The sequence below is a fragment of the Streptomyces sp. NPDC055506 genome, assembly GCF_053643595.1.
The window spans coordinates 16,597-39,898 of the sequence record NZ_JBSHKH010000075.1 but is presented as its reverse complement, the minus strand read 5'-3'; the positions used below and the strand labels follow the sequence as shown (position 1 = coordinate 39,898).

The window sequence follows — 23,302 nt, the reverse complement described above, 5'->3', positions numbered from 1 at the left end:
ACCCCGGTCGAGATCGCTCAGGCCGCAAGAAGCCGGATGCCCCCGGCCCGAGGCATCGGAGCGGTCAGGCTCCGACGCCCCGGTCGGGGGCATCCGGCAGGGCGGGCGCCCGGGTCAGTGCTTGCCGATGGGGTCGCCCTCGACGTCCGGGCCCCGGCCCGGGCCGACTCGGATCTCGAACTCGCCGTCGTACTTCTTGTGGCCTTCCATGACGGCCATCTCGACGGCCTCGGAACCCATCTGCACACGCACCATCACCGGGTCGCGGCGCAGGTCGCGCATGAGGGCGACGCACATGAGCGTCATCACGACGACGAACGGCGCCGCCGCGAGGATGGTGAGGTTCTGCAGACCTGTCAGCGCGTCGCCCGAGCCACTGCCGACAAGCAGCATGATCGCGGCCACCGCACCGGTGACGACGCCCCAGAACACCACCACCAGGCGGCCGGGTTCGAGCGCGCCCTTCTGTGAGAGCGTGCCCATGACGATCGACGCGGCGTCGGCGCCGGAGACGAAGAAGATGCCGACGAGGATCATGACCAGCAGGCTGGTGACGGTGGCGATGGGGAACTGCTGGAGCACGTCGAAGAGCTGGCCCTCGGGGGTGGCCTCCTTGCCGAGCTTGTTCTCCTCCTGCATCTTCATCGCCGAGCCGCCGAAGATCGCGAACCAGATCAGGCTGACCGTGCTGGGCACGAGGATGACGCCGCCGATGAACTGCCGGATGGTCCGGCCCCGGCTGATGCGGGCGATGAACATGCCGACGAACGGCGTCCAGGAGATCCACCACGCCCAGTAGAAGACGGTCCAGCTGCCCAGCCAGTCCGCGACGCCCTCCCCGCCGCTGGCCTCCGTACGGCCGGCCAGCTGGGGCAGGTCGCCGAGGTAGGCGAAGACCGACGTCGGCAGCAGGTCGAGGACGATGATGGTCGGGCCCGCCACGAACACGAACAGGGCGAGGACCAGCGCCAGCACCATGTTGGTGTTGGACAGCCACTGGATGCCCTTCTCCACACCGGAGATCGCGGACGCGACGAAGGCCAGGGTCAGCACCGCGATGATCGTGACGAGCAGCCCGGTGCTCACCTTGTCCATCCAGTTCAGCTCCTGCACTCCGGAGCCGATCTGCAGCGCGCCGAGCCCCAGTGAGGCGGCGGAGCCGAAGATGGTCGCGACGATCGCGAGGATGTCGATGACGCGGCCGACATTGCCGTTCGCGTGCTTCTTCCCGATGAGCGGGGTGAAGACGGCGCTTATGGTCTGACGCCGCCGCCTGCGGAAGGTGCTGTAGGCGATGGCGAGGCCCACCACGGCGTAGATCGCCCATGGGTGGAGCGTCCAGTGGAACAGGGTGGTGGCCATGGCCGTCTCCATGCGTTCGCCGGAGTCGGCCGGGTCGGTGCCGGGCGGGGCCGTCGTGTAGTGCGACAGCGGTTCGCTCACGCCGTAGAACATCAGGCCGATGCCCATGCCCGCGCTGAACATCATCGCGACCCAGGACACCGTGCGGAACTCGGGCTCCTCACCCTCCGCACCGAGGTGGATACGGCCGTAACGGCTGGCCGCGATCCACAGGGCGAAGACGACGAAGCCGGAGGCGGCGAGCATGAACGCCCAGCCGCCGTTGTGCATCAGCCCGCTGAGCATGCTGCTGGAGACGGATTCGAGCGAGTCGGTCGCCGTGGCGCCCCAGATCACGAAGGCGAGGGTGAGCGCCGCTGTGACACCGAAGACGATCCGGTCGGTCTGAGGCGTCTCCTGACCGGGGAGGCCCGCTTCCGAACCCGGCAGCGCGCCTCCCTCATGGGGATGCTTCTCGCTTGGTCGGTCATGTGTCACAGGCGGCACCTTTCATTGGAACGTAGGAGGAACGTAAGTCCTCCGTAACGCCCCTACCACGTGTGGCGCAAATTCATCCTCCTCAACATTGCGGTTCGGACTCGGCTTCCGTGAGGTGGTACGTGGCCCGTTCGTCGAGCAGCAGCGGGACGAGTGCCCGCAGGGGCTGGCGCAGGGGGACGAGCACGCCCTCGGCGTCCCGTCGTACGCGCACACCGTGCAGCGCGAGTTCGTCGCCGACCTCGGCGTACTGCGCGGCGGTGAGCCGGTAGCCGCAGGGCGGGTTCTGGATCACCTCGGCGGGTTCGGGCGTGTCGTTGTCGGCGCCGCCGACGTAGACCGGGCCGGTGGCCGCCCAGTCGGCGAGCCGGGCCTTGGCCGTCGTGGCCTCGATACGGCCCCGGCGCTGGTCGGTGTACCCGAACAGACCCTTGAGCGCGTCCAGTTGGGAGGTGACCCGGCGCCGGTTGTTCAGCGCCTCGTCCGCCTTCTCCGCTTCGGTGAGCGGGTCGACACGGCTCTCGATGAGCAGTCCGACCGAATGCTTCACACCGGACATATTGCGCAAAATGCGCTCCTGCCCGTCTCCGGCGACCTGTTTGACCGGTTCGCCGGTTTCGGGGTCGGTCCAGATGCCGTAGGTGCCGGTCGAGTGGCCGGCCCGCTGCGCCGCGGGGCGGACGTAGGCCTCGGAGAGGGTCTGCGCCTCGTCGTGGACCGCGTCATGGGTGTTGAGGTTGCGCGGCCACAGGTCGAACAGTGCTTTGTCGTAGTAAGGGGGTGTCGCACCGTATTCGTGCAGGTCGTAGATGACGTCGGGGCGCTGGTCGCGGATGAGCGCGGCCAGGGCACGGCCCTCTGCGGTCCGCAGGGCGAGGTGGTCGCGGTTGATGTCGACGCCGTCGCTGTTGCCGCGGGTGTTCGCGGCCCGGCCGTCGGGGTTGGCCGTGGGCACGACGAGGACGGTGGTGCGGTCCAGGAAGCGCCGGGTACGGCTGTCGCGGGCGTGTGCGAGGTCACGGACGGTGGTGAGACAGGCCTCGCGGCCGGAGGGTTCGTCGCCGTGCTGGCTGCACACGAGGAGCACCTTGTTCGGGCTCGGGCTCGTGCCGATCCGGACGAGCTGGAGCGGGCGGTCCTGCTTCGTGGTACCGAAGCGGGTCAGGGAGACCCGGCTGCTCGACCGGTCGACGGCCTTGAGGAAGTCCTGCTCCTCGGGCTGGGTGGTCCAGCGGGCGCCGTCGGTCCGCTCGAAGCCGGTGCGTGGCGGGGAGTCGGTCGCCGTGGCCGCCTGGGCGGGGACGGCGACCAGGGATGCGGCGAGAGCGGCGGTCAGGGTCAGGGCGCGGACGCGGTTCACTGGGTTCCCTCCGGGACGCGGTGGGTGGTGCGCGGTTCCCGTACGCCGTCCAGGAGCGCGGCGACGGGCGGGGTGAACGCGGCACCCGCGGTGGCGCGGGCGAAGGCGGCGGGTCCGCCGACGAACGGCACGTCGGCCGAGGTGCGGGAGAGGTCGAGCGCCAGCTTCGGCGTGTCGGCGGGAGGGTCGATGAGGCCCTTGTCGGTGCCCGCGACGATCAGCGCAAGACGGTGGCCCTTCGGGACGACGTGGTCGGTCGCGGCCAGGTCGAGGGTGATCGTGTACCGCCTGCCCGGGGTGAGCGGGGACCCCTTGTCGTCCGAGGCGTGGTTGCCGAGGTCCGCCCAGCCGCGGCTGACGACCGTGTAGTCGACGTCGGCGGTCTTGGCCTTCGCCTCCTTGAAGCAGGAGCTGTCGCCGGCGGTGCTCGCGCCCCAGCAGGTGCGGTTCGCGAGAGTGGTGATGCCTTCGCCGGAGTCGGCGTAGTCGCGGATGGTGTCGGGGCCGATGTCCACGAGGACGGCGGAGAGATGGGCCGTCGGGGTGGAGGGCGTCGCGGTGACGGTGACCTCGGAGGAGCCGGACAGGCGCAGGTCGCGGGCGAGCGGCCCGGTGGCGAAACCGGCCTTCTCCGGTGTCGGCTTGTCGACCTGAGCGGCCCAGTCGGTCTCGCTCAGCTTCGGGTCGTCGGTGAAGGTCTCGGTGCCGTGGCCGCGGTGCAGGCCGAGGGTGCCGACGCCGGGCAGGGTTCCCCGGTCGGGGCGCAGGGTGGTGGCCCGGGTGCCGGCCGGTGGCCAGACCGTGGAGGTGCTCCACTGGTCGGGACGGCGTTCGATGTCCGCCATGGGCTCGCGGTCGATGCCGTTGTCGTAGCCCATGAGTTCGTGGTCGAACCAGCGGTGCAGGGTGTCGACCCAGGTGGCGCGGCGGAAGTCGAAGGGGTCGACGTGGCCGGTCTGGGAGAGCCAGATCTTGCGCTGGACGCCGTGCTTCGCGAGGGCGTCCCACCACTGGCCGACGTGCTTCATGCGCACGTTGAGGTCCTGCATGCCGTGGATCAGGAAGACGCTGGCCCTGACCTTCTTCGCGTCCTTCACATAGTCGCGCTCGGTCCACAGCGGGGTCCGGTCGCCGGTGCGCGGGGCCCCGTCGACGAGCTTCTGCTGCACGGCGCCGCACTTCTCGCGGGCGTCGGGGCTGTTGACGTAGTCGGACAGCCACTCGGGGCCGGAGTCGTAGAGCGGGGCGCCCTGCTGGAAGTAGTAGTCGTACCAGGAGGAGATGGCGCTGATCGGGACGATGGTCTTCAGGCCCTTGACGCCGGTGGCGGCGACGCCGTTGGCGATGGTGCCGTCCCAGCTCTTGCCGATCATTCCGGTGCGGCCGTTGGTCCAGCCGGCCTTGGCGCGGGTGGTGCCGGTGCGGGTCGTGTAGGCCTTGGCGCGGCCGTTCAGCCAGTCGACGACGGCCTTCGCCGACTGGACGTCGGAGCGGCCGCCGACGTCGTCGCAGCCGTCGGAGCGGTTGGTTCCGGCCAGGTCGACACCGACGAAGGCGTAGCCGCGGGGCACGAAGTAGTTGTCGTAGTACAGCGGCATCTGGACGACGTCGCCGTTCGCGTCGTACGTCTTGCGCTGGCTCTCGTTGCCGCGCCCGCAGCAGGAGTAGTACGGGCTGGCGTCCATGATGACGGGAACCTTGCGGCCCTGCCGGGCGGGTTCGCGGGGGCGGACGATGTCGACGGCGACCCGGTCGGCCTTTCCGTCGCCGTCGCCGTCGAGTCCGGTGTCCACCCAGACGGCCTCGCGGACGGCCTTGTCGTACGAGTAGACGGGTTCGCTCCCGCGCGGGGCGGCCTGTGCCGCGGCCGGGGTGAGCAGGGTGGCCAAGAGGGCGGCCGTGGCCGCCGTCGCGAGCGGTCTCCAGGTCGTGAAGCGCGTGCGTTTCGGCATGCGCCGGACGCTACATCGGTGAACTCCTGTTCAGAAGAGGGCAGCTGACGGACCGGCGTGTCCGGGAGGGGCCCGGGGGCCGGGTGCCTCATGTCGGCCGAATGGCGATCGTGTGACAGCAGGGACCATGGACATGACTGGTGACACAGGGAGTCAATAGGCTCCGGACAGCTTTCGGGACCTACGACTTGGAGCCTTGCGTGCACCGCAGAATCATCGCGCCGGGAGCCCTGGCAGCGGCCGTTCTCCTGCTGGCGATCCCGGCGTCGGCCGCGCCCCACTCCCCCGGCGCGCCGGGCATCGGTGACCCCTACTACCCGGCCTACGGGAACGGCGGATACGACGTCTCCCACTACGACCTCCGGCTGAAGTACCAGCCGGCCACGGACGAACTGGAGGGCACGGCGACCCTCGTGGCCCGCACCACGCAGGAGTTGTCGAGCTTCAACCTGGACTTCCTGCTGGACGTCGGCGAGGTGCGCGTCAACGGCGCGAAGGCCTCGTTCAGGACGTCGGGCGAGCACGAGCTGGAGATCACGCCGAAGACGCCGCTGGCCAAGGGCGCGCCCGTCACGGTCGTCGTGCGCTACCGCGGGGTGCCGTCGTCGAAGCAGGCCTACGGCTTCACCAGCTGGCACCGGACCCCGGACGGCGGGGTCGCGGCGAACGAGCCCGAGGCCGCGGCGTGGTGGTTCCCGAGCAACGACCACCCGCTCGACAAGGCCACGTACGACGTGTCGGTACTGGTCCCGGACGGCACGCAGGCCATCTCCAACGGCACGCTCCAGTCAACGAGTTCACGGCTCGGCTGGACCCGTTGGAACTGGCGCTCGAACAAGCCGCAGGCCACGTACCTCGCCACGCTCGCGGTCGGGAAGTTCGACATCACGACGGGCACGACCGAGAGCGGCATCCCGGTCCTCAACGCCTACAGCAAGGACCTGGGCGACCACGCGGGCGCCGCGCGGGCGAGCATCGAGCGGACCGGGGAGATCGCGGACTGGCTGTCCGGGTACTTCGGGCCGTATCCCTACAACGCGCTCGGCGGCTATGTGCCGAACACCACCACGGGGTACGCGCTGGAGACACAGACCCGGCCGTACTACAGCCCGCGGCAGTTCGCCAACGGGTCGAACGTGTCCCTGGTCGTCCATGAGATCGCCCACCAGTGGTACGGGGACGACGTGTCCCTGAAGCGCTGGAAGGACATCTGGATCAACGAGGGGTTCGCGCGGTACGCGCAGTGGCTGTGGTCGGAGCACGAGGGCGAGGGCACGGCGCAGGAACTCGCCGACTACGTGTACGCCTCGCATCCGGCGGACGACTCGTTCTGGACGGTGAAGCCCGGGGACCCGGGTCCGGAGAACCAGTTCGCCGCGGCGGTCTACGACCGGGGCGCGCTGGCCGTCCAGGCGCTGCGCAACGAGATCGGCGACGAGGCGTTCTTCGCGATCCTCAAGGGCTGGCCGCAGAAGTACGCCCATGGCAACGCGTCGGTCGCCGACTTCCGGCGCTACGCCGAGGAGGTGTCCGGGAAGCCCCTGGCCGCGCTCTTCGACACGTGGCTGTTCCAGGCGTCCAAGCCGACGTCGGCGGCGGCCCGGACCGCGTCCGTCGCCGAGGCGGGCGGGGCGGTGACGCAGCCCAGGTCGTGGAAGAAGATCAGGGCGACGAACGGGGTGCACGAGCACGGAGAGCACGGGAACGGCGGGCACGTGCGCTGACGCGCCTCCTCCCGCACGGCGGTCTACGGTGGGCCCATGCGCGTCCGGCGTATGGGCCCGGGCGGCGCGTCCGCCGGCGGGTGAAGGGAGCCGGGCGTGCGGGATGTGGCGATCGTCGAGGCGCCGTCCGTGCTGGGGCTGCGGCCGACCGGGGTCGAGGGACTGCCGGAGGCGCTGCTCGGGGCCGGGCTGGCCGAGGGGCTGGGAGCGGTGCGGGCGGGCCGGGTGGAGCCGCCCGGCTACGACCCGGAGCGGGATCCGGACACCGGGGTGCTCAACCCGGACGGCATCGCCGAATACTCCGTCGCGTTGGCCGATGCCGTCGGCGGGGTCCTCGACGACGGCCGGTTCCCCTTGGTGCTGGGCGGCGACTGCAGCGTGCTCCTCGGCAACCTGCTCGCGCTGCGCCGCCGGGACCGGCACGGGCTGCTCTTCCTCGACGGGCACACCGACTTCTACCAGCCATCGGCGGAGCCCACCGGTGAGGCGGCCTCAATGGAACTCGCCCTGGCCACCGGGCGCGGCCCGCGCGTCCTGGCCGATCTGGAGGGCCGGGGCCCCCTGGTGCGGGACGAGGACGTCGTGGCCCTGGGATTCCGGGACGCGGAGGAGTCCGCGGCTGAGGGCATGCAGCCGCTGCCGTCCGCGCTGCACGCGATGGACCTGGACACCGTTCGTGCCCTGGGGGCGGCCGAGGCGGCCCGGCGCGCCGTCGGTCTGCTGGCCGGCGACGGCACGGGCGCCGGGTACTGGATCCACCTCGACGTCGACGTACTGGACGACACGGCCATGCCCGCCGTCGACTACCGGCTGCCGGGCGGCCTGACCTGGCAGGAGCTGGAGACCGTCCTGCGCACGGCACTGTCGGGCGGCGGAGCGGCGGGCCTCGGCGTCGCGATCTTCAACCCCCGGCTGGATCCCGGCGGTGCGCTCGCGGAGCGGCTGACCGGGTGTCTGCTGCGGGGCTTCGACGGGCGAGGCTGAGCGCGGCCACTGAACAGGGCCCTGAAAAGGGCCCTGTTCCGCTACTTCGTCAGCTGCGACAGCTCCTGGTCGGCCGTCGCGGAGACCCGGCGGCGGACGCCGAACCAGCCCGCGACCAGCATGGCCGCGATCAGCGGGACGAGCAGGAGGGTCTTGCGGCCGACCTCGGGGTCGTTCCACATCATGCCGAGGCAGGCCAGCAGGAAGACGATCGTGGCGATCTCCGTGACCGGGGTGCCGGGGAGGCGGAAGGAGGGGCGGTCGACCAGGCCTTCCTTCGCGCGGCGGACGAAGATCAGGTGGCAGATCATGATGATCACCCAGGTGCTGATGATGCCGAGGGAGGCGACGTTCAGCACGATCTCGAAGGCCTGGGCCGGCACCAGGTAGTTCAGGCCGACGCCGAGCACACACACCGCGCAGGTCAGCAGGATGCCGCCGTAGGGGACCTGGCTGCGGTTCATTCGGGCCGTGAACTTCGGGGCCGAGCCCGCCATCGCCATCGAGCGGAGGATGCGGCCCGTGGAGTACAGGCCGGAGTTGAGGGAGGACATGGCCGCCGTGAGGACCACCAGGTTCATCACGTCGCCCGCCGCGGGGATGCCGATCTTCGACAGGACCGTGACGAAGGGGCTCTGGTCGGCCGAGTAGACCGAGCCGGGCAGGAGCAGGGCCAGCAGGACGACCGAGCCGACGTAGAAGAGCCCGACCCGCCACATGATCGAGTTCACCGCGCGCGGGACGACCTTCTCCGGCTCGGCGGTCTCACCCGCGGCGACACCGACCAGCTCCAGCGCGGCGTACGCGAAGATCACGCCCTGCATCACCAGGACGACGGGCATCATGCCGTGCGGGAAGACGCCGCCGTTCTCCGTGATCACGCTCATGCCCGGTGTCTGGCCGCCCACCTTGTGCTGCGTGGCGAGCAGGAAGATGCCGATGAACATGAAGCCGACAAGCGTGGCGACCTTGATGATGGAGAACCAGAACTCCATCTCGCCGAAGATCTTCACCGAGATCAGGTTCACGGCCAGCACGACCGCGAGGGCGGCCAGCGCGAGCACCCACTGCGGGATGTCGGTGAACAGGCTCCAGTAGTGCGTGTAGAGCGCGATCGCGGTGATGTCGGCGATGCCGGTGGTCGACCAGTTCAGGAAGTACATCCAGCCGGCGACATAGGCGCCCTTCTCGCCGAGGAACTCGCGCGCGTACGACACGAAGGAGCCCGAGGAGGGGCGGTAGAGGACGAGTTCGCCGAGGGCCTTCACGACGAAGAAGGCGAAGACGCCGCACACCAGGTAGGCGATCGCCAGCGCCGGGCCCGCGTTGTGCAGCCGCCCGCCGGCACCCAGGAAGAGTCCGGTGCCGATCGCGCCCCCGATGGCGATCATGTTGACGTGGCGGGCCTTGAGGTCCTTGCTGTAGCCGGCGTCACCCGCGTCCGCGGGCACCTGGGCCGCGTCGCTACGGGATGCGGCTGCTGCCGTGTTCACGGCGTCCTTGCTCACGGTGGATCCACTTCTCTGGTGCGCCCGAGCGGGTCACGCTCGGCTTTCCGGACGTACGTAAGGTCTGCGCCCTCGGTAAAGGCACAGACCAAGGGGCCACCTTCCCCCACGGAGAGCGACTCACGCGGTGGCATACGTCACAGAGCGCTACTTCTCACAGCACCTTCACGTCGGTCGCCGGAGGTTTCACAGCACTGGTGAGACAGCGATACTGCTGCACATGACGACCGACACCGAGGAGCCGACCCTCACGATCGACGAACTGGCAGCCCGGGCCGGTGTCACGGTGCGCACGGTCCGCTTCTACGGCACGAAGGGGCTGATACCGCCGCCGGTGCTCGGCCCCCGGCGTGTGGGGCACTACGGGCGGGAGCACCTGGCCCGGCTGGCGCTGATCGAGGAGTTGCGGCGGCAGGGCATGACGCTGTCGGGCATCGAGCGCTATCTCCGGCAGCTGCCCCCGGATCTGAGCGCGCACGACCTCGCCATCCACCGGGCCGTGGTGGCCTCCTGGGCGCCGGAGACCGTCGAGACGGTCACGGGCAGGGAACTGGAGCGGCGGGCCGGTCGGCCGCTCGGCGCCGAGGACGTCGAGCGGCTGGTCGCGATGGGCGTGGTCCGGCCCGTGGACGACGGGTACGAAGCCGACCTCGGTCTGCTCCGGCTGGGCGTCGGGCTGCTGGACGTACCGCTCTCCCAGGAGGCGATCTTCGCGGCGCGCAAGGTTCTCATCGAACACACGCGCGCCGCGGCCCGTGAACTCTCCCAGCTCTTCCGGGGCGAGGTGGCGGAGCGTGACGCCCGGGACGTGCGGTCCCTGTCGGCGCACATGCACCCCCTGGTGGTGCAGGCGCTCCTCACGGCCTTTCAGCGGTCGCTGAAGGAAGAGCTGGGCGAGTGGCTGACCCAGCCTTCGGAAGGGTCAGGCTGAGTCGCTGAACCGCTCTCCCTTCTCCGCCTTCTCCACCAGGAGCGCGGGAGGCGTGAACCGGTCGCCGTAGCGCTCGGCGAGTTCTCGCGCGCGTGCCACGAACCCGGGCAGGCCGCCCTCGTAGCCGTTGATGTACTGGAGCACGCCACCGGTCCAGCCCGGGAAGCCGATGCCGAAGATGGAACCGATGTTGGCGTCGGCGACCGAGGTCAGCACGCCCTCCTCCAGCAGCCGGACGGTGTCCAGCGCCTCGGAGAAGAGCATGCGCTCCTTCATGTCCTCGAACGGGATCTGGTACCCGGGCTTGGTGTAGTGCTCGCGCAGCCCGGGCCAGAGTCCGGCGCGCTTGCCGTCGTCGCCGTAGTCGTAGAAGCCGGCGCCGCCGCTGCGGCCTGTGCGGCCGAACTCGTCGACCATGCGGTCGATCACGGCCTCGGCGGGGTGGGCCGCCCAGGCGCCGCCCGCCTCTTCCACTGCGCGCTTCGTCTCGGCCCGGATCTTGCGGGGCAGGGTCAGCGTCAGTTCGTCCATCAGGGACAGCACCTTGGCCGGGTAGCCGGCCTGGGCGGCGGCCTGCTCGACCGACGCGGGCTCGATGCCCTCGCCGACCATGGCGACGCCCTCGTTGATGAAGTGCCCGATGACGCGGGAGGTGAAGAAGCCGCGCGAGTCGTTGACGACGATCGGGGTCTTGTTGATCTGCCGCACCAGGTCGAAGGCGCGGGCCAAGGCCTCCTCCCCCGTGCGCTCGCCCTTGATGATCTCGACCAGCGGCATCTTGTCGACCGGCGAGAAGAAGTGCAGTCCGATGAAGTCGGTCTGGCGCTCGACGCCCTCGGCGAGTGCGGTGATGGGGAGGGTGGAGGTGTTGGAGCACAGCAGCGCGTCCGGCGCCACGACGTTCTGGATCTCCTGGAACACCTTGTGCTTGAGGGAGGTGTCCTCGAAGACGGCCTCGATGACGGCGTCACAGCCGGCCAGGTCCTGCGCCTCGGCGGTGGGCGTGATGCGGGCGAGCAGCGCGTCCGCCTTCTCCTGGGTCGTACGGCCCTTGGAGACGGCCTTGGCGCACAGCTTCTCGGAGTAGCCCTTGCCCTTGAGGGCCGCCTCCAGGGAGACGTCCTTCAGGACGACGTCGATGCCGGCGCGGGCACAGGAGTAGGCGATGCCCGCGCCCATCATGCCGGCCCCGAGGACGGCGACCTTGCGGACCTTCGTGGGCTCGATGCCCTTGGGGCGGTTGGCTCCGGAGTTGACGGCCTGGAGGTCGAAGAAGAACGCCTGGATCATGTTCTTCGAGGTCTGCCCGGCCGCGAGGTCCACGAAGTAGCGGGCCTCGATGACCTGGGCGGTCTCGAAGTCGACCTGGGAGCCCTCGACGGCGGCGGCCAGGATGTTGCGCGGGGCCGGGTAGGGGGCGCCGTTCGTCTGCTTGCGCAGGTTCGCCGGGAAGGCGGGCAGGTTGGCGGCGAACTTGGGGTTGGCGGGGGTGCCGCCGGGGATCCGGTAGCCCGGCTTGTCCCAGGGCTGCTGGGCCTCGGGGTTGGCGTCGATGAAGGCGCGGGCCTTGGCGAGCAGTTCCTCCTGGGTCTCGGCGACGTCGTCGACGAGGCCGTTCTCCAGGGCGCGGCGCGGGTTGTACTGGGTGCCCTGGAGGAGGACCTTCAGCAGGGCGTCGGCGATGCCGAGCAGCCGCACGGTGCGGACGACGCCGCCGCCTCCGGGGAGCAGGCCGAGGGTGACCTCGGGGCAGCCGATCTTCGAGCCGGGCGCGTCGAGCGCGACACGGTGGTGGCAGGCCAGGGCGATCTCGTAACCGCCGCCCAGGGCCGCGCCGTTGAGCGCGGCGACGACCGGCTTGCCGAGGGTCTCGATGCGGCGCAGGTTCCGCTTGATCGCCATGCCGCCGTCGAACAGCTCCTGGGCCGTCTCGGGCGTGACGCGGATCAGGTCGCGCAGGTCGCCGCCGGCGAAGAAGGTCTTCTTGGCGGAGGTGATGATGACGCCGCGGATGGAGTCCTTCTCGGCCTCCAGGCGGTCGGTGACGGCGGCGAGCGAGTCGCGGAACGCCTGGTTCATGGTGTTCGCGGACTGGTTCGGGTCGTCGATGACGAGGGTGACGAGGCCGGTGCGGTCCTGTTCCCAGCGGATGGTGGTGGACTCAGTGCTCATGGGGATGTGCTCCGTAGTGATCCGTTGGGAGGTGGTCAGATGCGCTCGACGATCGTGGCGACGCCCATGCCGCCGCCCACGCACAGCGTGGCGAGGCCGTAGCGCTTGTCCTGGCGCTCCAGTTCGTCGACGAGCGTGCCGAGGATCATCGCGCCGGTCGCGCCGAGGGGGTGGCCGAGGGCGATCGCGCCGCCGTTGACGTTGACCTTGTCCAGGGACAGGCTCATGTCCTTCACGAAGCGCAGGACGACCGCCGCGAACGCCTCGTTGATCTCGACGAGGTCGATGTCGTCGATGGTCAGTCCGGCCTTGGCGAGGGCCTTGCGGGTGGCGGGGGCGGGGCCGGTGAGCATGATCGTGGGCTCGGAGCCGGACACGGCGGCGGAGACGATCCGCGCGCGGGGGGTGAGCCCGTAGCGCTCGCCGACCTCCTTGGAGCCGATCGCGACGAGCGAGGCGCCGTCCACGATGCCGGAGGAGTTGCCCGCGTGGTGGACGTGGTCGATCTTCTCCACCCAGTGGTACTGCTGGAGCGCGACCGCGTCGAAGCCGCCCAGTTCACCGATGTCCGCGAAGGACGGCTTGAGCTTGGCCAGGGAGTCGGCGGTGGTGCCGGGGCGGGGGAACTCGTCGTGGTCGAGGACGACGAGGCCGCTGCGGTCCTTCACCGGGACGACGGACCTCTCGAAGCGGCCGTCCTTCATCGCGGTGGCGGCCCGCTCCTGGGAGAGCGCCGCATACTCGTCGACATCCCGCCGGGAGAAGCCCTCGATGGTGGCGATGAGGTCGGCGCCGATGCCCTGCGGCACGAAGTTCACGTCGAGGTTGGTCATCGGGTCGTTGAACCAGGCGCCGCCGTCGGAGGCCATCGGCACCCGGGACATCGACTCGACACCGCCCGCGAGGACGAGGTCCTCCCAGCCCGAACGCACCTTGGCGGCGGCCAGGTTGACGGCCTCCAGGCCCGAGGCACAGAAGCGGTTCTCCTGCACACCGGCCACCGTGTCGGGCAGGCCCGCCGCGATGGCGGCGATCCGGGCGATGTCCGAGCCCTGGTCGCCGACCGGGCCGACGACGCCCAGCACGATGTCGTCGACGGCGGCCGGGTCGAGGTCCGGGAAGCGGGCGCGGATCTCGTGGATGAGTCCGACGACCAGGTCGATGGGCTTGGTGCCGTGCAGGGAGCCGTTGGCCTTGCCGCGCCCGCGCGGGGTGCGGATCGCGTCGTACACGTACGCTTCGGTGCTCACGAGGGGGCCTTTCACTGAGGGTTGCGGAACGCTGGGAGGAGCCCGGGGACGTCCCAGTCCCGGGCGACGTCCGCCGTGTCGGCGCCCGGCCGCGCCGGGCCGGTGCGGACGGAGGTCGGGGTCGCGGAGAAACGGGGGGCCGGGGCGGGCTGGGTGATGCCGCCGTGGTCGGTGAAGGTGCCGCGGGCGGCGAGATGCGGGTGGTGCGGGGCCTCGCGCAGGGACAGGACGGGCGCCACACACGCGTCGGAGCCCTCGAAGAGGGCCGTCCACTCGTCCCTGGTCCGGGTCTTGAAGCGGACCGCGATCTGTTCGCGCAGTTCGCCCCATCGGGTGACGTCCTTGCGGGCCTCGGCCTGGTCCTCGACACCGAGGAGGGTCAGGAACTCCTCGTAGAACTGCGGCTCCAGCGCGCCGACGGCCATGTGCAGGCCGTCGGCCGTCTCGTACGTCCCGTAGTAGGGGCAGCCGCCGTCCAGGAGGTTGGCACCGCGGCGGTCCTGCCAGCCGCCGGCGGCGAGCATGCCGTGGATCATCGTGGCGAGGTGGGCGGTGCCGTCGACGATGGCGGCGTCGACCACCTGGCCGGTGCCGGTCGCGCGCGCGTGGTTCAGGGCCGCGAGGACGCCGACGACGAGGTACAGGGAACCGCCCGCGTAGTCGCCGAGCAGGTTCGCCGGGACGGCCGGCGGCTCGTCCGGCCGGCCGATCATGCCGAGCGTGCCGGTGGGGGCGATGTACGCGATGTCGTGCCCGGCGCGCTCGGCGAGCGGACCGTCCTGCCCCCAGCCGGTCATCCGGCCGTAGACGAGGCGCGGGTTGCGGGCGTGGCAGGCCTCGGGGCCGACGCCCAGGCGCTCGGCGACACCGGGGCGGTAGCCCTCGACCAGGATGTCGGCGCGTGCGGCGAGGTCCAGTACATGGGCGGGGCCGTCGGGGGACTTCAGGTCGACGACCACCGAGCGCTTGTTGCGGTTGGTGACGTCGTACGCCGGGTCGATGGCGAGTCCGGGGCCGTCGGGGCGGTCCACGCGTACGACGTCGGCCCCGAGGTCGGCCAGGAGCATGGCGGCGAACGGGCCGGGCCCGATGCCGGCCAGCTCGACGACGCGTACGCCGGTGAGCGGGCCGTGTCCTGGCGTCTTTGCCGTGGTCATCCAGCCCCCAGTGCTGTGACACAACCGATGTAACACCAGTGATGCTAAGAACGCGTTCCGATCGGCACAAGGCCTGAAGAGAGCAAGCGCTTAGTAATCTGCCCGACAGAGTCAGTCCGCGTCCAGTTCCGCTATCAGCCGTTTCGGCGCGATCACCCGATAGCTCTCCTCCACCCAGTCGCAGAGCATCTCCGCGGCCGGGGCTCCCTGCGACTCCAGGGGGATGCTCACCCAGCCGGCTTTGCCCAGGCCGTAACCGGCGGGCTCGGCGCCGGGGCTGGACATGGCGTGGGCGTGGGCCGTCTCGTCCTTGAGCTTCACCGTCACACCCAGGGGGTAGCTGCCGTCCTGGACGCCGAGGAAGACGAACACCTTCTTGTTGACCTTCGCGACGGACTCGCCCCAGGGGAACTCCTCGACGGCACCCGGCAGCCCCAGCGCGAACTCGCGCACTTTCTCCCACTTCTTCAGGGCATTCCTGGGCACGGCCATCGTCGTTCCTCCGGGCTCGTCGTCGGGCTCCGCACCCCTCACGCTAGCCTCGGCCACCGACAGCGGCACGGGCTGCACGACCGAGGGGTGTCATGAGCAGGCTGAACAGGACGGACCGTCCGTACGACATCGTGCTCTTCGGAGCCACCAGTTTCGCCGGAGCGCTCACCGCGGAGTATCTGGCCGCGCACGCACCGGACGGGCTGCGCTGGGCGATCGCGGGCCGCAGCGCGCAGAAGCTGGAACGGCTGCGCGAGCGGCTGCCGGACGACGCGGAGGTGGGCGTACTGCGGGCGGACGTCTCCGACCCGGCCTCGCTGCGCGCTCTCGCCGAGCAAGCGCGCGTGGTGGCCACGACGGTCGGCCCCTACGTGAAGTACGGCGAGGAGCTCGTGGCCGCCTGCGCGGAAGCCGGGACCGACTACCTCGACCTCGCGGGCGAGCCGGAGTTCGTGGACCTGATGTACGTCCGGCACGACGCACGCGCGCGTGAGACCGGGGCACGGCTGGTGCACGCCGCAGGCTTCGACTCGATCCCGCACGATCTGGGCGTGTACTTCACCGTGCGGCAGCTGCCCGAGGGCGTGCCGCTGACCGTGGACGGTTTCGTGACCGCCGACGCGGCGTTCTCGGGCGGGACCTTCAACTCGGCTCTGAACCAGTTCGCCCGGCAGCGGGAGATGGCGGCGGCCGTGCGGGACCGGCGGCGGCACGAGCCGCGGCTGGTGGGACGGCGGGTCTCCGCGCCGTTGGGTACGCCGCGGTTCGCCAAGGAGGTCGGCGCCTGGGCGCTGCCGATGCCGACCATCGACCCGCAGATCGTGCGGCGGTCGGCGGCGGCCCTCGACCGGTACGGCCCCGACTTCCGCTACCGGCAGTACGCCGCCGTCCGGCACCTCCCCGTCGCGGTGGGCGGGGTCGCGGCCGTGGGCGCGCTGGTGGCGGCGGCTCAGGTGCCGCCCGCGCGGCGCTGGTTGTCGGACCGGCTCAAGCCCGGGGACGGGCCGAGCCCCGAGAAGCGGGCGAAGAGCTGGTTCTCCCTGCGCTTCGTGGGTGAGGGCGGCGGCCGGCGGGTGTACACGGAGGTCTCGGGCGGCGACCCGGGGTACGACGAGACGGCGAAGATGCTCGCCGAGTCGGCGCTGTGCCTGGCCTTCGACGAGCTGCCGAAGACGGCGGGCCAGGTCACCACGGCGGCCGCGATGGGTGACGCGCTGATCGACCGGCTGCGCGCGGCGGGCATACGCTTCCGCGTCGCGTCGACCCGCTGAGGTAGCGCCGAGGGACTGCCGCGGGGCTCAGCCCTACATCGGCCACTCGGCGATGGTGTAGATCATCCCGGCGATCCAGGCGAGCCCCGCCAGCACGGCCAGGACGAGCCCGATGGTGACGGCTCGCTCGACCGTCTGGGTCGGTGCGGCAACAGGCTTGGGAGCGCGGTGCGTTGTCATGCGCCCCAGCCTGCCGACGGAGCCGCGGTCGGACATCCGTACGAGTACTCAGAGCCGGTACTCAGATCACACCGGCCGGTCAGGGCGAGCAGGTCTCCCGCAGGGCCTCGCGGCAGAGGGCGTCCGCCCTGCGGGTGGTTTCCGGGAGACGGTACTCGGGGGTCAGCGCGAGGGTGTGGGCGCAGGCGCCCGCGAGCGTCACACGGTGGCCGACCGAGACGAAGACCGGCTTGACGGCCTCCCGGGTGCGCAGGGCGCGGCCGACCTCCTCGGAGCCGGCGAGCAGCGCGGAGCTGCTGCCGCGCGGGGTGTCCGGATCGTCGTAGGCGAAGGTGAACGGGTTCTTGGCGACGCCGATCGTGGGGAGGCCGGTGAGGACGCCGAGGTGGCTGGCGAGGCCGAAGCGGCGGGGGTGGGCGAGGCCGTAGCCGTCGCAGACCACCAGGCCCGGCGCGAGCGGCAGGGCGTCGAGGGCGGCCAGGACCGTGGGGATCTCGCGGAAGGCGAGCAGTCCGGGCACATAGGGGAAGGAGACACGCCCCACCGCGGTGGCCTGAGCGACGACCTCGAGACTCGACGCGTCCAGGACGACCGCTGCCGCCGCGACGACGTCACGTTCATCGTCGTAGGCCACGTCGACCCCCGTCACATGGCCGGTGCCGGGCGGCGGTCCGGGCTCGTCGAGGATCACGCGCTCGCGCAGTTCGTCCTGGACGGCGCGGGCCTCTTCCTCGGTCGTGGGCCAGTCTTCGGGGATGCGTACGGTCGTCATGGTGGGGCCGAGCCTACGGGCAGCGCGAAGGCCGGCGGGACCAGGGAGTCCCGCCGGCCTGGGGAGGCACGCGCCTCACTTGTTCAGTGCGCGCTGGAGCTGGCTCTTGTTCATGCTGGAGCGTCCGTCGACGCCGCGGCGCCTGGCCTCCTGGTACAGCTGGTCGTAGGTGGGCCCCTGGGAGCCCTTCCCGGACCGCTGGCCGCCGCGCTTGCCGGAGGACATGTCCTTCGTGGAGGTGCGGCTGGCGGTCTTCGACTCGCCGGAGCGGGCGCGTTCCTTGTTCACCGTCCGCGCGGCGATCTCCTTGGCGCGGCCGGTGCTCTCGCCCCGGTCTTTCGCACTTTCCTTGATGTGCTCGTACTGACGCTCCCGCTTGGAGCTCGAACCGCGTGGCATTACCGCTCACTTCCTTTCACGACCAGTGAACGAGTACCCACATTGCCAACGATCAGGGCGGTCCGCACGCTCAGTGCTCCAGGCGGGCAACCCGGCCCTTCTCGCCGGCGGCCCAGCACCCTCGGTCCGGGGCGCAGTCGACGGTGTCGTAGGAACCGGTGTCGACCGTCCGCCAGGTGCGGCCGCCGTCCGCGGTGAGGTCGGTGCCGGTGGGGCCGACGGCGAGGGCGGCGGTGCGGCTGTGCGGGAGCCAGGCGACGCCGGAGCGGTAGGCGGGCGGGGGTGTGGCGGCGGGGCGCCAGGTGCGGCCGCCGTCGGGGGTGCGCGCGGCGGCCTGCGGGGAGGGCTGGCCGGGGCGGAAGTCACCGCCGACCGCGAGGCCGTGCGTACGGTCGCGGAAGGCCAGCGCGAAGACGCCGCGGGCCGGGTCGCCCGCCGGGAGGGCCGTGTCGGTGGCCGTCCAGGTGTGCCCTCGGTCGGCGGAGCGCAGCACCCGCGCGCGTGCGGCCCCGCCGGTGGCGAGCCAGACGTCCTTCGGCCCGGAAGTGACCAGACACTGGCCGCTCGCCGCGAATCCGGCCTCGCCCTCCTGCGCGGCCGGCATGCCCGCGTTCGGCAGCACCTTCCAGGTACGGCCGCCGTCGCCCGTCGAAAGGATGCGGAACCTCCCGTCCACCGGGTCGCTCATCGCGAGGCCGTGGCGGGGATCGAAGAAGGCCAGGCAGTCGTAGAAGGCCTTCGGGTCGGTGTTACGGAAGGACTCCGTCCAGGTCGTCCCGCCGTCGTCGGTGCGGTACACCCGGGACGCCTCGCCCTCGCCGATGGCCAGGACCACGGCACGGCGCGCGTCGAACGCCTCGACGTCCCGGAACTGCAACTCCGCCGCGCCCGGGGGTGAGACGTTCCGCCAGGTCGCCCCGCCGTCGGTGGTGCGCAGCACGGTGCCGCCGGTCCCGGCGGCCCAGGCGGTGTTCCGGCTGACGGCGGCGAGGCCGCGGAACCGTACCTCCGGGGTGCCGGTGTCCTTCAGCTCCCAGTGCGGCACCCGGCGCTCCGGCTCGTGCGCCTGCGCCGGTACGGCGGTCAGGGCGGCCAGTGCCGCCGCGCATGCCGCCGCCGCGGTCGCCCCGCGCAGTGTTCGTCCCGTCCGTCGCGTGCTCCCCAAGCGCCTCATGGCCGGGGAAGCTAGCCCACCGCCCGGGCGCCGTCCAGACGGCCTCGCGGGCGTTCCGGGTGTTCCGGCGGGCGCCACAAGTACCCGCCGTGGCACATGAGGAGAGTCACGTCACTCTGGTGCATGAACGCGGTGACGGAGGTCACTCGCACTTCGTGTGCACGGATTGGCTGAATCCGGCGTCTCTTCCAATGCCCGGCCTCATCCGGCCGGAAGTCCGTCCAGCCGTCACAAGGGAGCAAGGCGTTGTCCATCGTCATCGAGCAGCCCGTGGAGGCCCGTCTCGTCGCCGCCGCGCCGCGAATGCCGAGCATTCCCGCGACGCTCCACTACGACCGACGTGACCCGTTCGCCGTCCGCATGACCTTCCCCGCCCCGGCCACGCTGGAGGGCGTCGAGGTCTGCTGGACCTTCTCCCGTGAGCTGCTCACCGCGGGCCTGAAGGAGGCCGAGGGACACGGCGACGTGCGGGTGCGGCCCTACGGGTACGACCGCACGGTGCTGGAGTTCCACGCCCCCGAGGGCACCGCCGTCGTGCATGTCCGCTCCAGTGAGGTGCGCCGGTTCCTGGAGGCCACGAGCGAGCTCGTGCCCGTCGGTCTCGAGCACCTCCAGCTGGACCTGGACCACGGTCTTGCCGAGCTGATGCGGGACGCGTGCTGAGCTAACGTCCCCGCGCCAGCAGGGCGTTGACCTCGCCGTAGTCCAGAGCGTCCGCGAGTGACCCGTATGTCCCCGTGCCCAGCAGCTCCCGCGCGGCTCGGCGGACCAGGGCGTGGGCGGCCTGGGCGACGCCCGAGCCCACACTGACACGAGCCACTCCCAGGGCCGCGAGTTCGGCGACCGGCGGTGCGCCCGGGCCCGCCATGACGTTCAGCGGCCCGTCGACGCCGTCCACGAGTTCCTTCACGATCCCCGGGTCGACGGCCCCGGGGACGAAGATCCCGTCGGCCCCGGCGGCGAGGTACGCGGCGGCCCGCTCCAAGGTCGGATCCACTCCCCCGGCACCGCTCAAGAACGTGTCGGTCCGGGCGTTGACGAACAGCGGCACGCCCGCCGCGTCGGCCGCCTCTCGGGCGGCGGCGATCCGCCCGGCCTGCTCCTCGACGTCCCGCAGCGCGCTGCCCGCTCCGACGCCGGCGTCGTACAGCGCGTCCTCGATGTTCACGCCCACCGCTCCCGCGGCCAGAACCGCTCGGACGGTATCGGCGACGCCCGCGGCGTTCCCGGCGTAGCCGCTCTCGATGTCCGCGGTCACGGGGACGGTCACGGCGCGGGCGATGCGGGCGACGGCTTCGAGGGCCGTGTCCCGCTCCACCCGTTCGCCGTCCGGCGCGCCGAGCGCCCAGACGAGCCCGGCGCTGGTCGTCGCCACGGCGGCGGCCCCCGCCTCCTCGACCAGCCGGGCGCTCACGGCGTCCCAGGCATTGGGCAGGACCAGCGGGGTCCCGGGGATGTGCAGGGCGCGGAAGGCAGAGGCCAGGTCGTTCCGGTTCGTCATACGGGCAACCCAAGCAGCGGGACGGGGGCCGTGGCTGGCAGGAATCCGGCATGAACGTGGGTCAGGTCCCGGCGGGCGCCGTCGACTCCGCCGCCACCGCCCCACGCACCTCGCGCACGATCTTCCACAGCCCGGGCGCCACCGCCCCGGCACGCTCGGTCAGCTCCTCGACCCGCCGCCCGTGGGCGCGGACGTCCTTCTCGGGCAGCAGGTCCGCCGCGACGGCGAGGGCGACGAGTGCCGCGTCCCGCTCGGAGGTCTCGGCGACCGGCAGAGGTCCCTGGAGGACCCGCCCCGTCTCCTCCCGCAGCGCGTCCACGGCGGCGACGCGCTCCAGCGCGTACTCGACGGAGGGGAACACACCGAGGACCCGTTTCTTCTCCGCCCGCAGATGCCCCCCGGCCACGAGCTGTTCCCGCACGGCGTCGAGGGTCACCCGGGCCCGCAGTTTCACCCAGGTGCGCCAGGAGTGCGGGCACGACTCATGGACCAGTTCCAGCAGCCCGTCGAGGACGGCGTCACCGGCGCGCGCGTCGAGGTCGACCGGTGTGGCGATGCCGTCCTCGTCGAGGAGCAGGCCACGCTGGGCCAGTTCGGTGAGGGCACCGGCCCGCACCAGGCCCGCCACGCGGCCGGTGCCTGCGGCCGGCGACCGCGCGGAGTCCCAGGCCAGCAGGCAGAGCCGAGCCGGCAGCGAGAGCGGGCCGTCGGTCACGGGGCCTCCTCGGGGCGCTCGGGCCGCACGTTAATTCGTTGACAGGCCCGATGCCCCCTCGTACGTTGGGGAACGTCCTGTTGCCGCCGATTGGAGAAGGACGTTGCTCGTCTGAGGTCCTGAGACACCGCGTCACACACATCAGGTGTGTGCGCCGCGTGCGACCTCGGCGATCGAGCCGTCCTTGGGTGCAGGGCTTTTCTCATGCCTGTGGACTCCCTCCTCCCTGGTCGCAGGTGTCTCGATACGCGTTTGCCCCTGACCGCATCAAGCAACCGCGAAAGAGGCCCCGCATGCCTACTTCCATCACTGTCACGTCCCTCTCCTTCACCTGGCCCGACGGCTCCTCCGTCTTCGAGGGCCTGGACGTCGCGTTCGGCCCCGGCCGCACCGGCCTGGTCGGCGTCAACGGGTCGGGAAAGTCGACCCTGCTGAAGCTGATCGCCGGTGAGCTGGCACCGGCCGACGGCGCCGTCCGTGTCGCCGGCGAGGTCGGCTACCTCCCGCAGAACGTCACGCTCGACACCACCCTGCGCGTCGACCAGGCCCTCGGCATCGCCGCACAGCGGGCCGCGCTGCACGCCATCGAGGCGGGCGACGTGGCCGAGGAGCACTTCGAGACCGTCGGTGACGACTGGGACGTCGAGGAGCGCGCCCTGGCCACCCTGGGCGAACTCGGACTCGGACACGTCGAGCTGGACCGCACCATCGGCGAGGTCTCGGGCGGCGAGTCGGTCCTGCTGCGCCTGGCCGCGCTGCTGCTGCGCCGGCCCGATGTGCTGCTGCTGGACGAGCCGACCAACAACCTCGACCTGTACGCGCGCAGGCGGCTGTACACGGCCGTCCAGTCCTGGCCGGGCGTGATGGTCGTGGTCAGCCACGACCGTGAACTCCTGGACCTCGTCGACCAGATCGCGGATCTGCGATCCGGAGAGATCACCTGGTACGGGGGCAACTACTCCGACTACGAGGAGGCCCTGGCGGTCGAACAGGAGGCGGCCGAGCGCATGGTGCGTGTGGCCGAGTCCGACTTCCGCAAGCAGAAGCGCGAACTGGCCGACGCCCAGGTCAAGCTGGCCCGCCGCAAGCGGTACGGGCAGAAGATGTTCGAGCAGAAGCGTGAGCCGAAGATCGTCATGGGGGCGCGCAAGCGCGCGGCGCAGGAGTCCGCGGGCAAGCACCGCATCATGCACGAGGAGAAGCTCGCCGAGGCCAGGGAGCGGCTCGACGAGGCGGTGGAGGCCGTACGGGACGACGACGAGATCCGTGTCGACCTGCCCTACACGGCCGTGCCGCCGGGGCGTACCGTCCTCACCCTCCAGGATCTCGGGCTCCGCTACGGCGCCCGCGTGGAGGGCGGCTTCGAACTGCGCGGTCCCGAGCGGGTCGCGCTGATCGGGCGCAACGGCTCGGGCAAGACGACGCTGCTGCGCACCATCACGGGCGAGCTGGATCCGGAGTCGGGCGACGTGCGGACGCATGTGCCGCTGCGGTTCCTGCCGCAGCGGCTCGATGTCCTCGACGGGGAGCTGACCGTCGCCGAGAACGTGGCCCGGTTCGCGCCGGACGCCACCAACAACCGGATCCGGGCGCGGCTGGCCCGCTTCCTGTTCCGGGGAGCCCGGGCCGACCAGAAGGCGGCGACGCTGTCCGGCGGCGAACGCTTCCGGGCGGCACTGGCCGCGCTGATGCTGGCGGAGCCCGCGCCACAGCTGCTCATGCTCGACGAGCCGACCAACAACCTCGACATGGCGAGCGTGCGGCAGCTGACGACGGCCCTGGAGTCCTACGAGGGGGCGCTGATCGTGGCCAGTCACGACCTGCCGTTCCTGGAGTCGATCGGCATCACGCGCTGGCTGATGCTGGAGGACGGAGAACTGAAGGAAATCACGCCAGAGGCTGTCGGGTATTCCGCCTAGCG

Annotated in this window: 20 protein-coding genes; 6 read left to right on the top strand and 14 right to left on the bottom strand. The window is 71.2% G+C overall.

Annotated features, from left to right (window positions below):
- Positions 1-114: 114 nt before the first annotated feature.
- The 3 genes from ACWIF2_RS25805 to ACWIF2_RS25795 all read right to left on the bottom strand — a co-directional run bounded on the left by ACWIF2_RS25805 (position 115) and on the right by ACWIF2_RS25795 (position 5,151).
- Entirely contained in the window at positions 115-1,839 is a 1,725-nt protein-coding gene (locus tag ACWIF2_RS25805; protein ID WP_454363024.1) for a BCCT family transporter, read from the bottom strand.
- An 82-nt stretch (positions 1,840-1,921) separates the two neighbouring features.
- Entirely contained in the window at positions 1,922-3,199 is a 1,278-nt protein-coding gene (locus ACWIF2_RS25800; RefSeq protein ID WP_454363022.1) for a M14 family metallopeptidase, read from the bottom strand.
- Positions 3,196-5,151, bottom strand: coding sequence for a Xaa-Pro dipeptidyl-peptidase (locus tag ACWIF2_RS25795; RefSeq protein WP_454363020.1), 1,956 nt, complete (start codon positions 5,149-5,151; stop codon positions 3,196-3,198). Before ACWIF2_RS25795 ends, ACWIF2_RS25800 begins: the two co-directional genes overlap by 4 nt.
- A gap of 200 nt (positions 5,152-5,351) precedes the next feature.
- Between ACWIF2_RS25795 and ACWIF2_RS25790 the strand changes: the two genes are divergently transcribed.
- Both ACWIF2_RS25790 and ACWIF2_RS25785 read left to right on the top strand, forming a co-directional pair.
- A complete protein-coding gene (locus tag ACWIF2_RS25790) occupies positions 5,352-6,875 on the top strand; it encodes a M1 family metallopeptidase (protein ID WP_454363019.1) in 1,524 nt (507 codons plus the stop codon).
- A gap of 96 nt (positions 6,876-6,971) precedes the next feature.
- A complete protein-coding gene (locus tag ACWIF2_RS25785) occupies positions 6,972-7,859 on the top strand; it encodes an arginase family protein (RefSeq protein ID WP_454363017.1) in 888 nt (295 codons plus the stop codon).
- Between the two features lie 41 nt (positions 7,860-7,900).
- On the opposite strand, the gene ACWIF2_RS25780 is transcribed toward ACWIF2_RS25785, so the two are convergent.
- The gene (locus ACWIF2_RS25780; RefSeq protein WP_454363015.1) at positions 7,901-9,367 is read right to left on the bottom strand and encodes an amino acid permease; all 1,467 of its coding nucleotides are present in this window, start codon (positions 9,365-9,367) and stop codon (positions 7,901-7,903) included.
- Positions 9,368-9,587: 220 nt separating this feature from the next.
- Between ACWIF2_RS25780 and ACWIF2_RS25775 the strand changes: the two genes are divergently transcribed.
- On the top strand, positions 9,588-10,298 hold the full coding sequence (locus ACWIF2_RS25775; RefSeq protein WP_454363014.1) for a MerR family transcriptional regulator: 711 nt from the start codon (positions 9,588-9,590) through the stop codon (positions 10,296-10,298).
- Here ACWIF2_RS25775 and ACWIF2_RS25770 read toward each other — a convergent pair.
- The 4 genes from ACWIF2_RS25770 to ACWIF2_RS25755 form a co-directional block, all read right to left on the bottom strand.
- A complete protein-coding gene (locus tag ACWIF2_RS25770; protein ID WP_454363013.1) occupies positions 10,290-12,470 on the bottom strand; it encodes a 3-hydroxyacyl-CoA dehydrogenase NAD-binding domain-containing protein in 2,181 nt (726 codons plus the stop codon). The two genes, ACWIF2_RS25775 and ACWIF2_RS25770, sit on opposite strands and share 9 nt — an antisense overlap.
- A 35-nt stretch (positions 12,471-12,505) precedes the next feature.
- On the bottom strand, positions 12,506-13,720 hold the full coding sequence (locus ACWIF2_RS25765; protein ID WP_454363012.1) for an acetyl-CoA C-acetyltransferase: 1,215 nt from the start codon (positions 13,718-13,720) through the stop codon (positions 12,506-12,508).
- Between the two features lie 11 nt (positions 13,721-13,731).
- The gene (locus ACWIF2_RS25760; protein ID WP_454363011.1) at positions 13,732-14,877 is read right to left on the bottom strand and encodes a CaiB/BaiF CoA transferase family protein; all 1,146 of its coding nucleotides are present in this window, start codon (positions 14,875-14,877) and stop codon (positions 13,732-13,734) included.
- A 111-nt stretch (positions 14,878-14,988) separates the two neighbouring features.
- The gene (locus ACWIF2_RS25755) at positions 14,989-15,369 is read right to left on the bottom strand and encodes an MmcQ/YjbR family DNA-binding protein (protein ID WP_454363010.1); all 381 of its coding nucleotides are present in this window, start codon (positions 15,367-15,369) and stop codon (positions 14,989-14,991) included.
- Between the two features lie 92 nt (positions 15,370-15,461).
- Here ACWIF2_RS25755 and ACWIF2_RS25750 point away from each other — a divergent pair, with 92 nt between their 5' ends.
- Positions 15,462-16,640, top strand: coding sequence for a saccharopine dehydrogenase family protein (locus ACWIF2_RS25750; protein WP_454363009.1), 1,179 nt, complete (start codon positions 15,462-15,464; stop codon positions 16,638-16,640).
- A 33-nt stretch (positions 16,641-16,673) separates the two neighbouring features.
- On the opposite strand, the gene mmpA is transcribed toward ACWIF2_RS25750, so the two are convergent.
- From mmpA to ACWIF2_RS25730, 4 genes are all read right to left on the bottom strand, one after another.
- Complete coding sequence (gene mmpA / locus ACWIF2_RS25745; protein ID WP_382588851.1) at positions 16,674-16,820, bottom strand: morphogenic membrane protein MmpA; 147 nt, start codon at positions 16,818-16,820, stop codon at positions 16,674-16,676.
- Between the two features lie 79 nt (positions 16,821-16,899).
- Positions 16,900-17,592, bottom strand: a complete 693-nt coding sequence (locus ACWIF2_RS25740) for an endonuclease V (RefSeq protein ID WP_454363008.1) — start codon at positions 17,590-17,592, stop codon at positions 16,900-16,902.
- A gap of 75 nt (positions 17,593-17,667) precedes the next feature.
- Positions 17,668-17,991: a plasmid stabilization protein gene (locus tag ACWIF2_RS25735; protein ID WP_454363007.1), complete on the bottom strand. Its 324-nt coding sequence runs from the start codon at positions 17,989-17,991 to the stop codon at positions 17,668-17,670.
- Positions 17,992-18,061: 70 nt separating this feature from the next.
- The gene (locus tag ACWIF2_RS25730; protein WP_454363006.1) at positions 18,062-19,165 is read right to left on the bottom strand and encodes a WD40/YVTN/BNR-like repeat-containing protein; all 1,104 of its coding nucleotides are present in this window, start codon (positions 19,163-19,165) and stop codon (positions 18,062-18,064) included.
- 246 nt (positions 19,166-19,411) lie between these two features.
- Between ACWIF2_RS25730 and ACWIF2_RS25725 the strand changes: the two genes are divergently transcribed.
- On the top strand, positions 19,412-19,828 hold the full coding sequence (locus tag ACWIF2_RS25725; protein ID WP_454363005.1) for an SsgA family sporulation/cell division regulator: 417 nt from the start codon (positions 19,412-19,414) through the stop codon (positions 19,826-19,828).
- 1 nt (position 19,829) lies between these two features.
- On the opposite strand, the gene ACWIF2_RS25720 is transcribed toward ACWIF2_RS25725, so the two are convergent.
- Complete coding sequence (locus ACWIF2_RS25720; protein WP_454363004.1) at positions 19,830-20,666, bottom strand: isocitrate lyase/PEP mutase family protein; 837 nt, start codon at positions 20,664-20,666, stop codon at positions 19,830-19,832.
- A gap of 61 nt (positions 20,667-20,727) precedes the next feature.
- Positions 20,728-21,381: a GOLPH3/VPS74 family protein gene (locus tag ACWIF2_RS25715; RefSeq protein ID WP_454363003.1), complete on the bottom strand. Its 654-nt coding sequence runs from the start codon at positions 21,379-21,381 to the stop codon at positions 20,728-20,730.
- A 293-nt stretch (positions 21,382-21,674) separates the two neighbouring features.
- Here ACWIF2_RS25715 and ACWIF2_RS25710 point away from each other — a divergent pair, with 293 nt between their 5' ends.
- Positions 21,675-23,300: an ABC-F family ATP-binding cassette domain-containing protein gene (locus ACWIF2_RS25710; RefSeq protein WP_454363002.1), complete on the top strand. Its 1,626-nt coding sequence runs from the start codon at positions 21,675-21,677 to the stop codon at positions 23,298-23,300.
- Positions 23,301-23,302 lie beyond the last annotated feature (2 nt).

Excerpts from the sequence above, each read along its gene's own strand:
- ACWIF2_RS25770 (WP_454363013.1), bottom strand. The coding sequence starts at position 12,470 with ATGAGCACTGAGTCCACCACCATCCGCTGGGAACAGGACCGCACCGGC.
- ACWIF2_RS25795 (WP_454363020.1), bottom strand. The coding sequence starts at position 5,151 with ATGCCGAAACGCACGCGCTTCACGACCTGGAGACCGCTCGCGACGGCG.
- ACWIF2_RS25735 (WP_454363007.1), bottom strand. The coding sequence starts at position 17,991 with ATGCCACGCGGTTCGAGCTCCAAGCGGGAGCGTCAGTACGAGCACATC.
- mmpA (WP_382588851.1), bottom strand. The coding sequence starts at position 16,820 with ATGACAACGCACCGCGCTCCCAAGCCTGTTGCCGCACCGACCCAGACG.
- ACWIF2_RS25750 (WP_454363009.1), top strand. The coding sequence starts at position 15,462 with ATGAGCAGGCTGAACAGGACGGACCGTCCGTACGACATCGTGCTCTTC.
- ACWIF2_RS25740 (WP_454363008.1), bottom strand. The coding sequence starts at position 17,592 with ATGACGACCGTACGCATCCCCGAAGACTGGCCCACGACCGAGGAAGAG.
- ACWIF2_RS25775 (WP_454363014.1), top strand. The coding sequence starts at position 9,588 with ATGACGACCGACACCGAGGAGCCGACCCTCACGATCGACGAACTGGCA.
- ACWIF2_RS25720 (WP_454363004.1), bottom strand. The coding sequence starts at position 20,666 with ATGACGAACCGGAACGACCTGGCCTCTGCCTTCCGCGCCCTGCACATC.
- ACWIF2_RS25755 (WP_454363010.1), bottom strand. The coding sequence starts at position 15,369 with ATGGCCGTGCCCAGGAATGCCCTGAAGAAGTGGGAGAAAGTGCGCGAG.
- ACWIF2_RS25710 (WP_454363002.1), top strand. The coding sequence starts at position 21,675 with ATGCCTACTTCCATCACTGTCACGTCCCTCTCCTTCACCTGGCCCGAC.
- ACWIF2_RS25730 (WP_454363006.1), bottom strand. The coding sequence starts at position 19,165 with ATGAGGCGCTTGGGGAGCACGCGACGGACGGGACGAACACTGCGCGGG.
- ACWIF2_RS25760 (WP_454363011.1), bottom strand. The coding sequence starts at position 14,877 with ATGACCACGGCAAAGACGCCAGGACACGGCCCGCTCACCGGCGTACGC.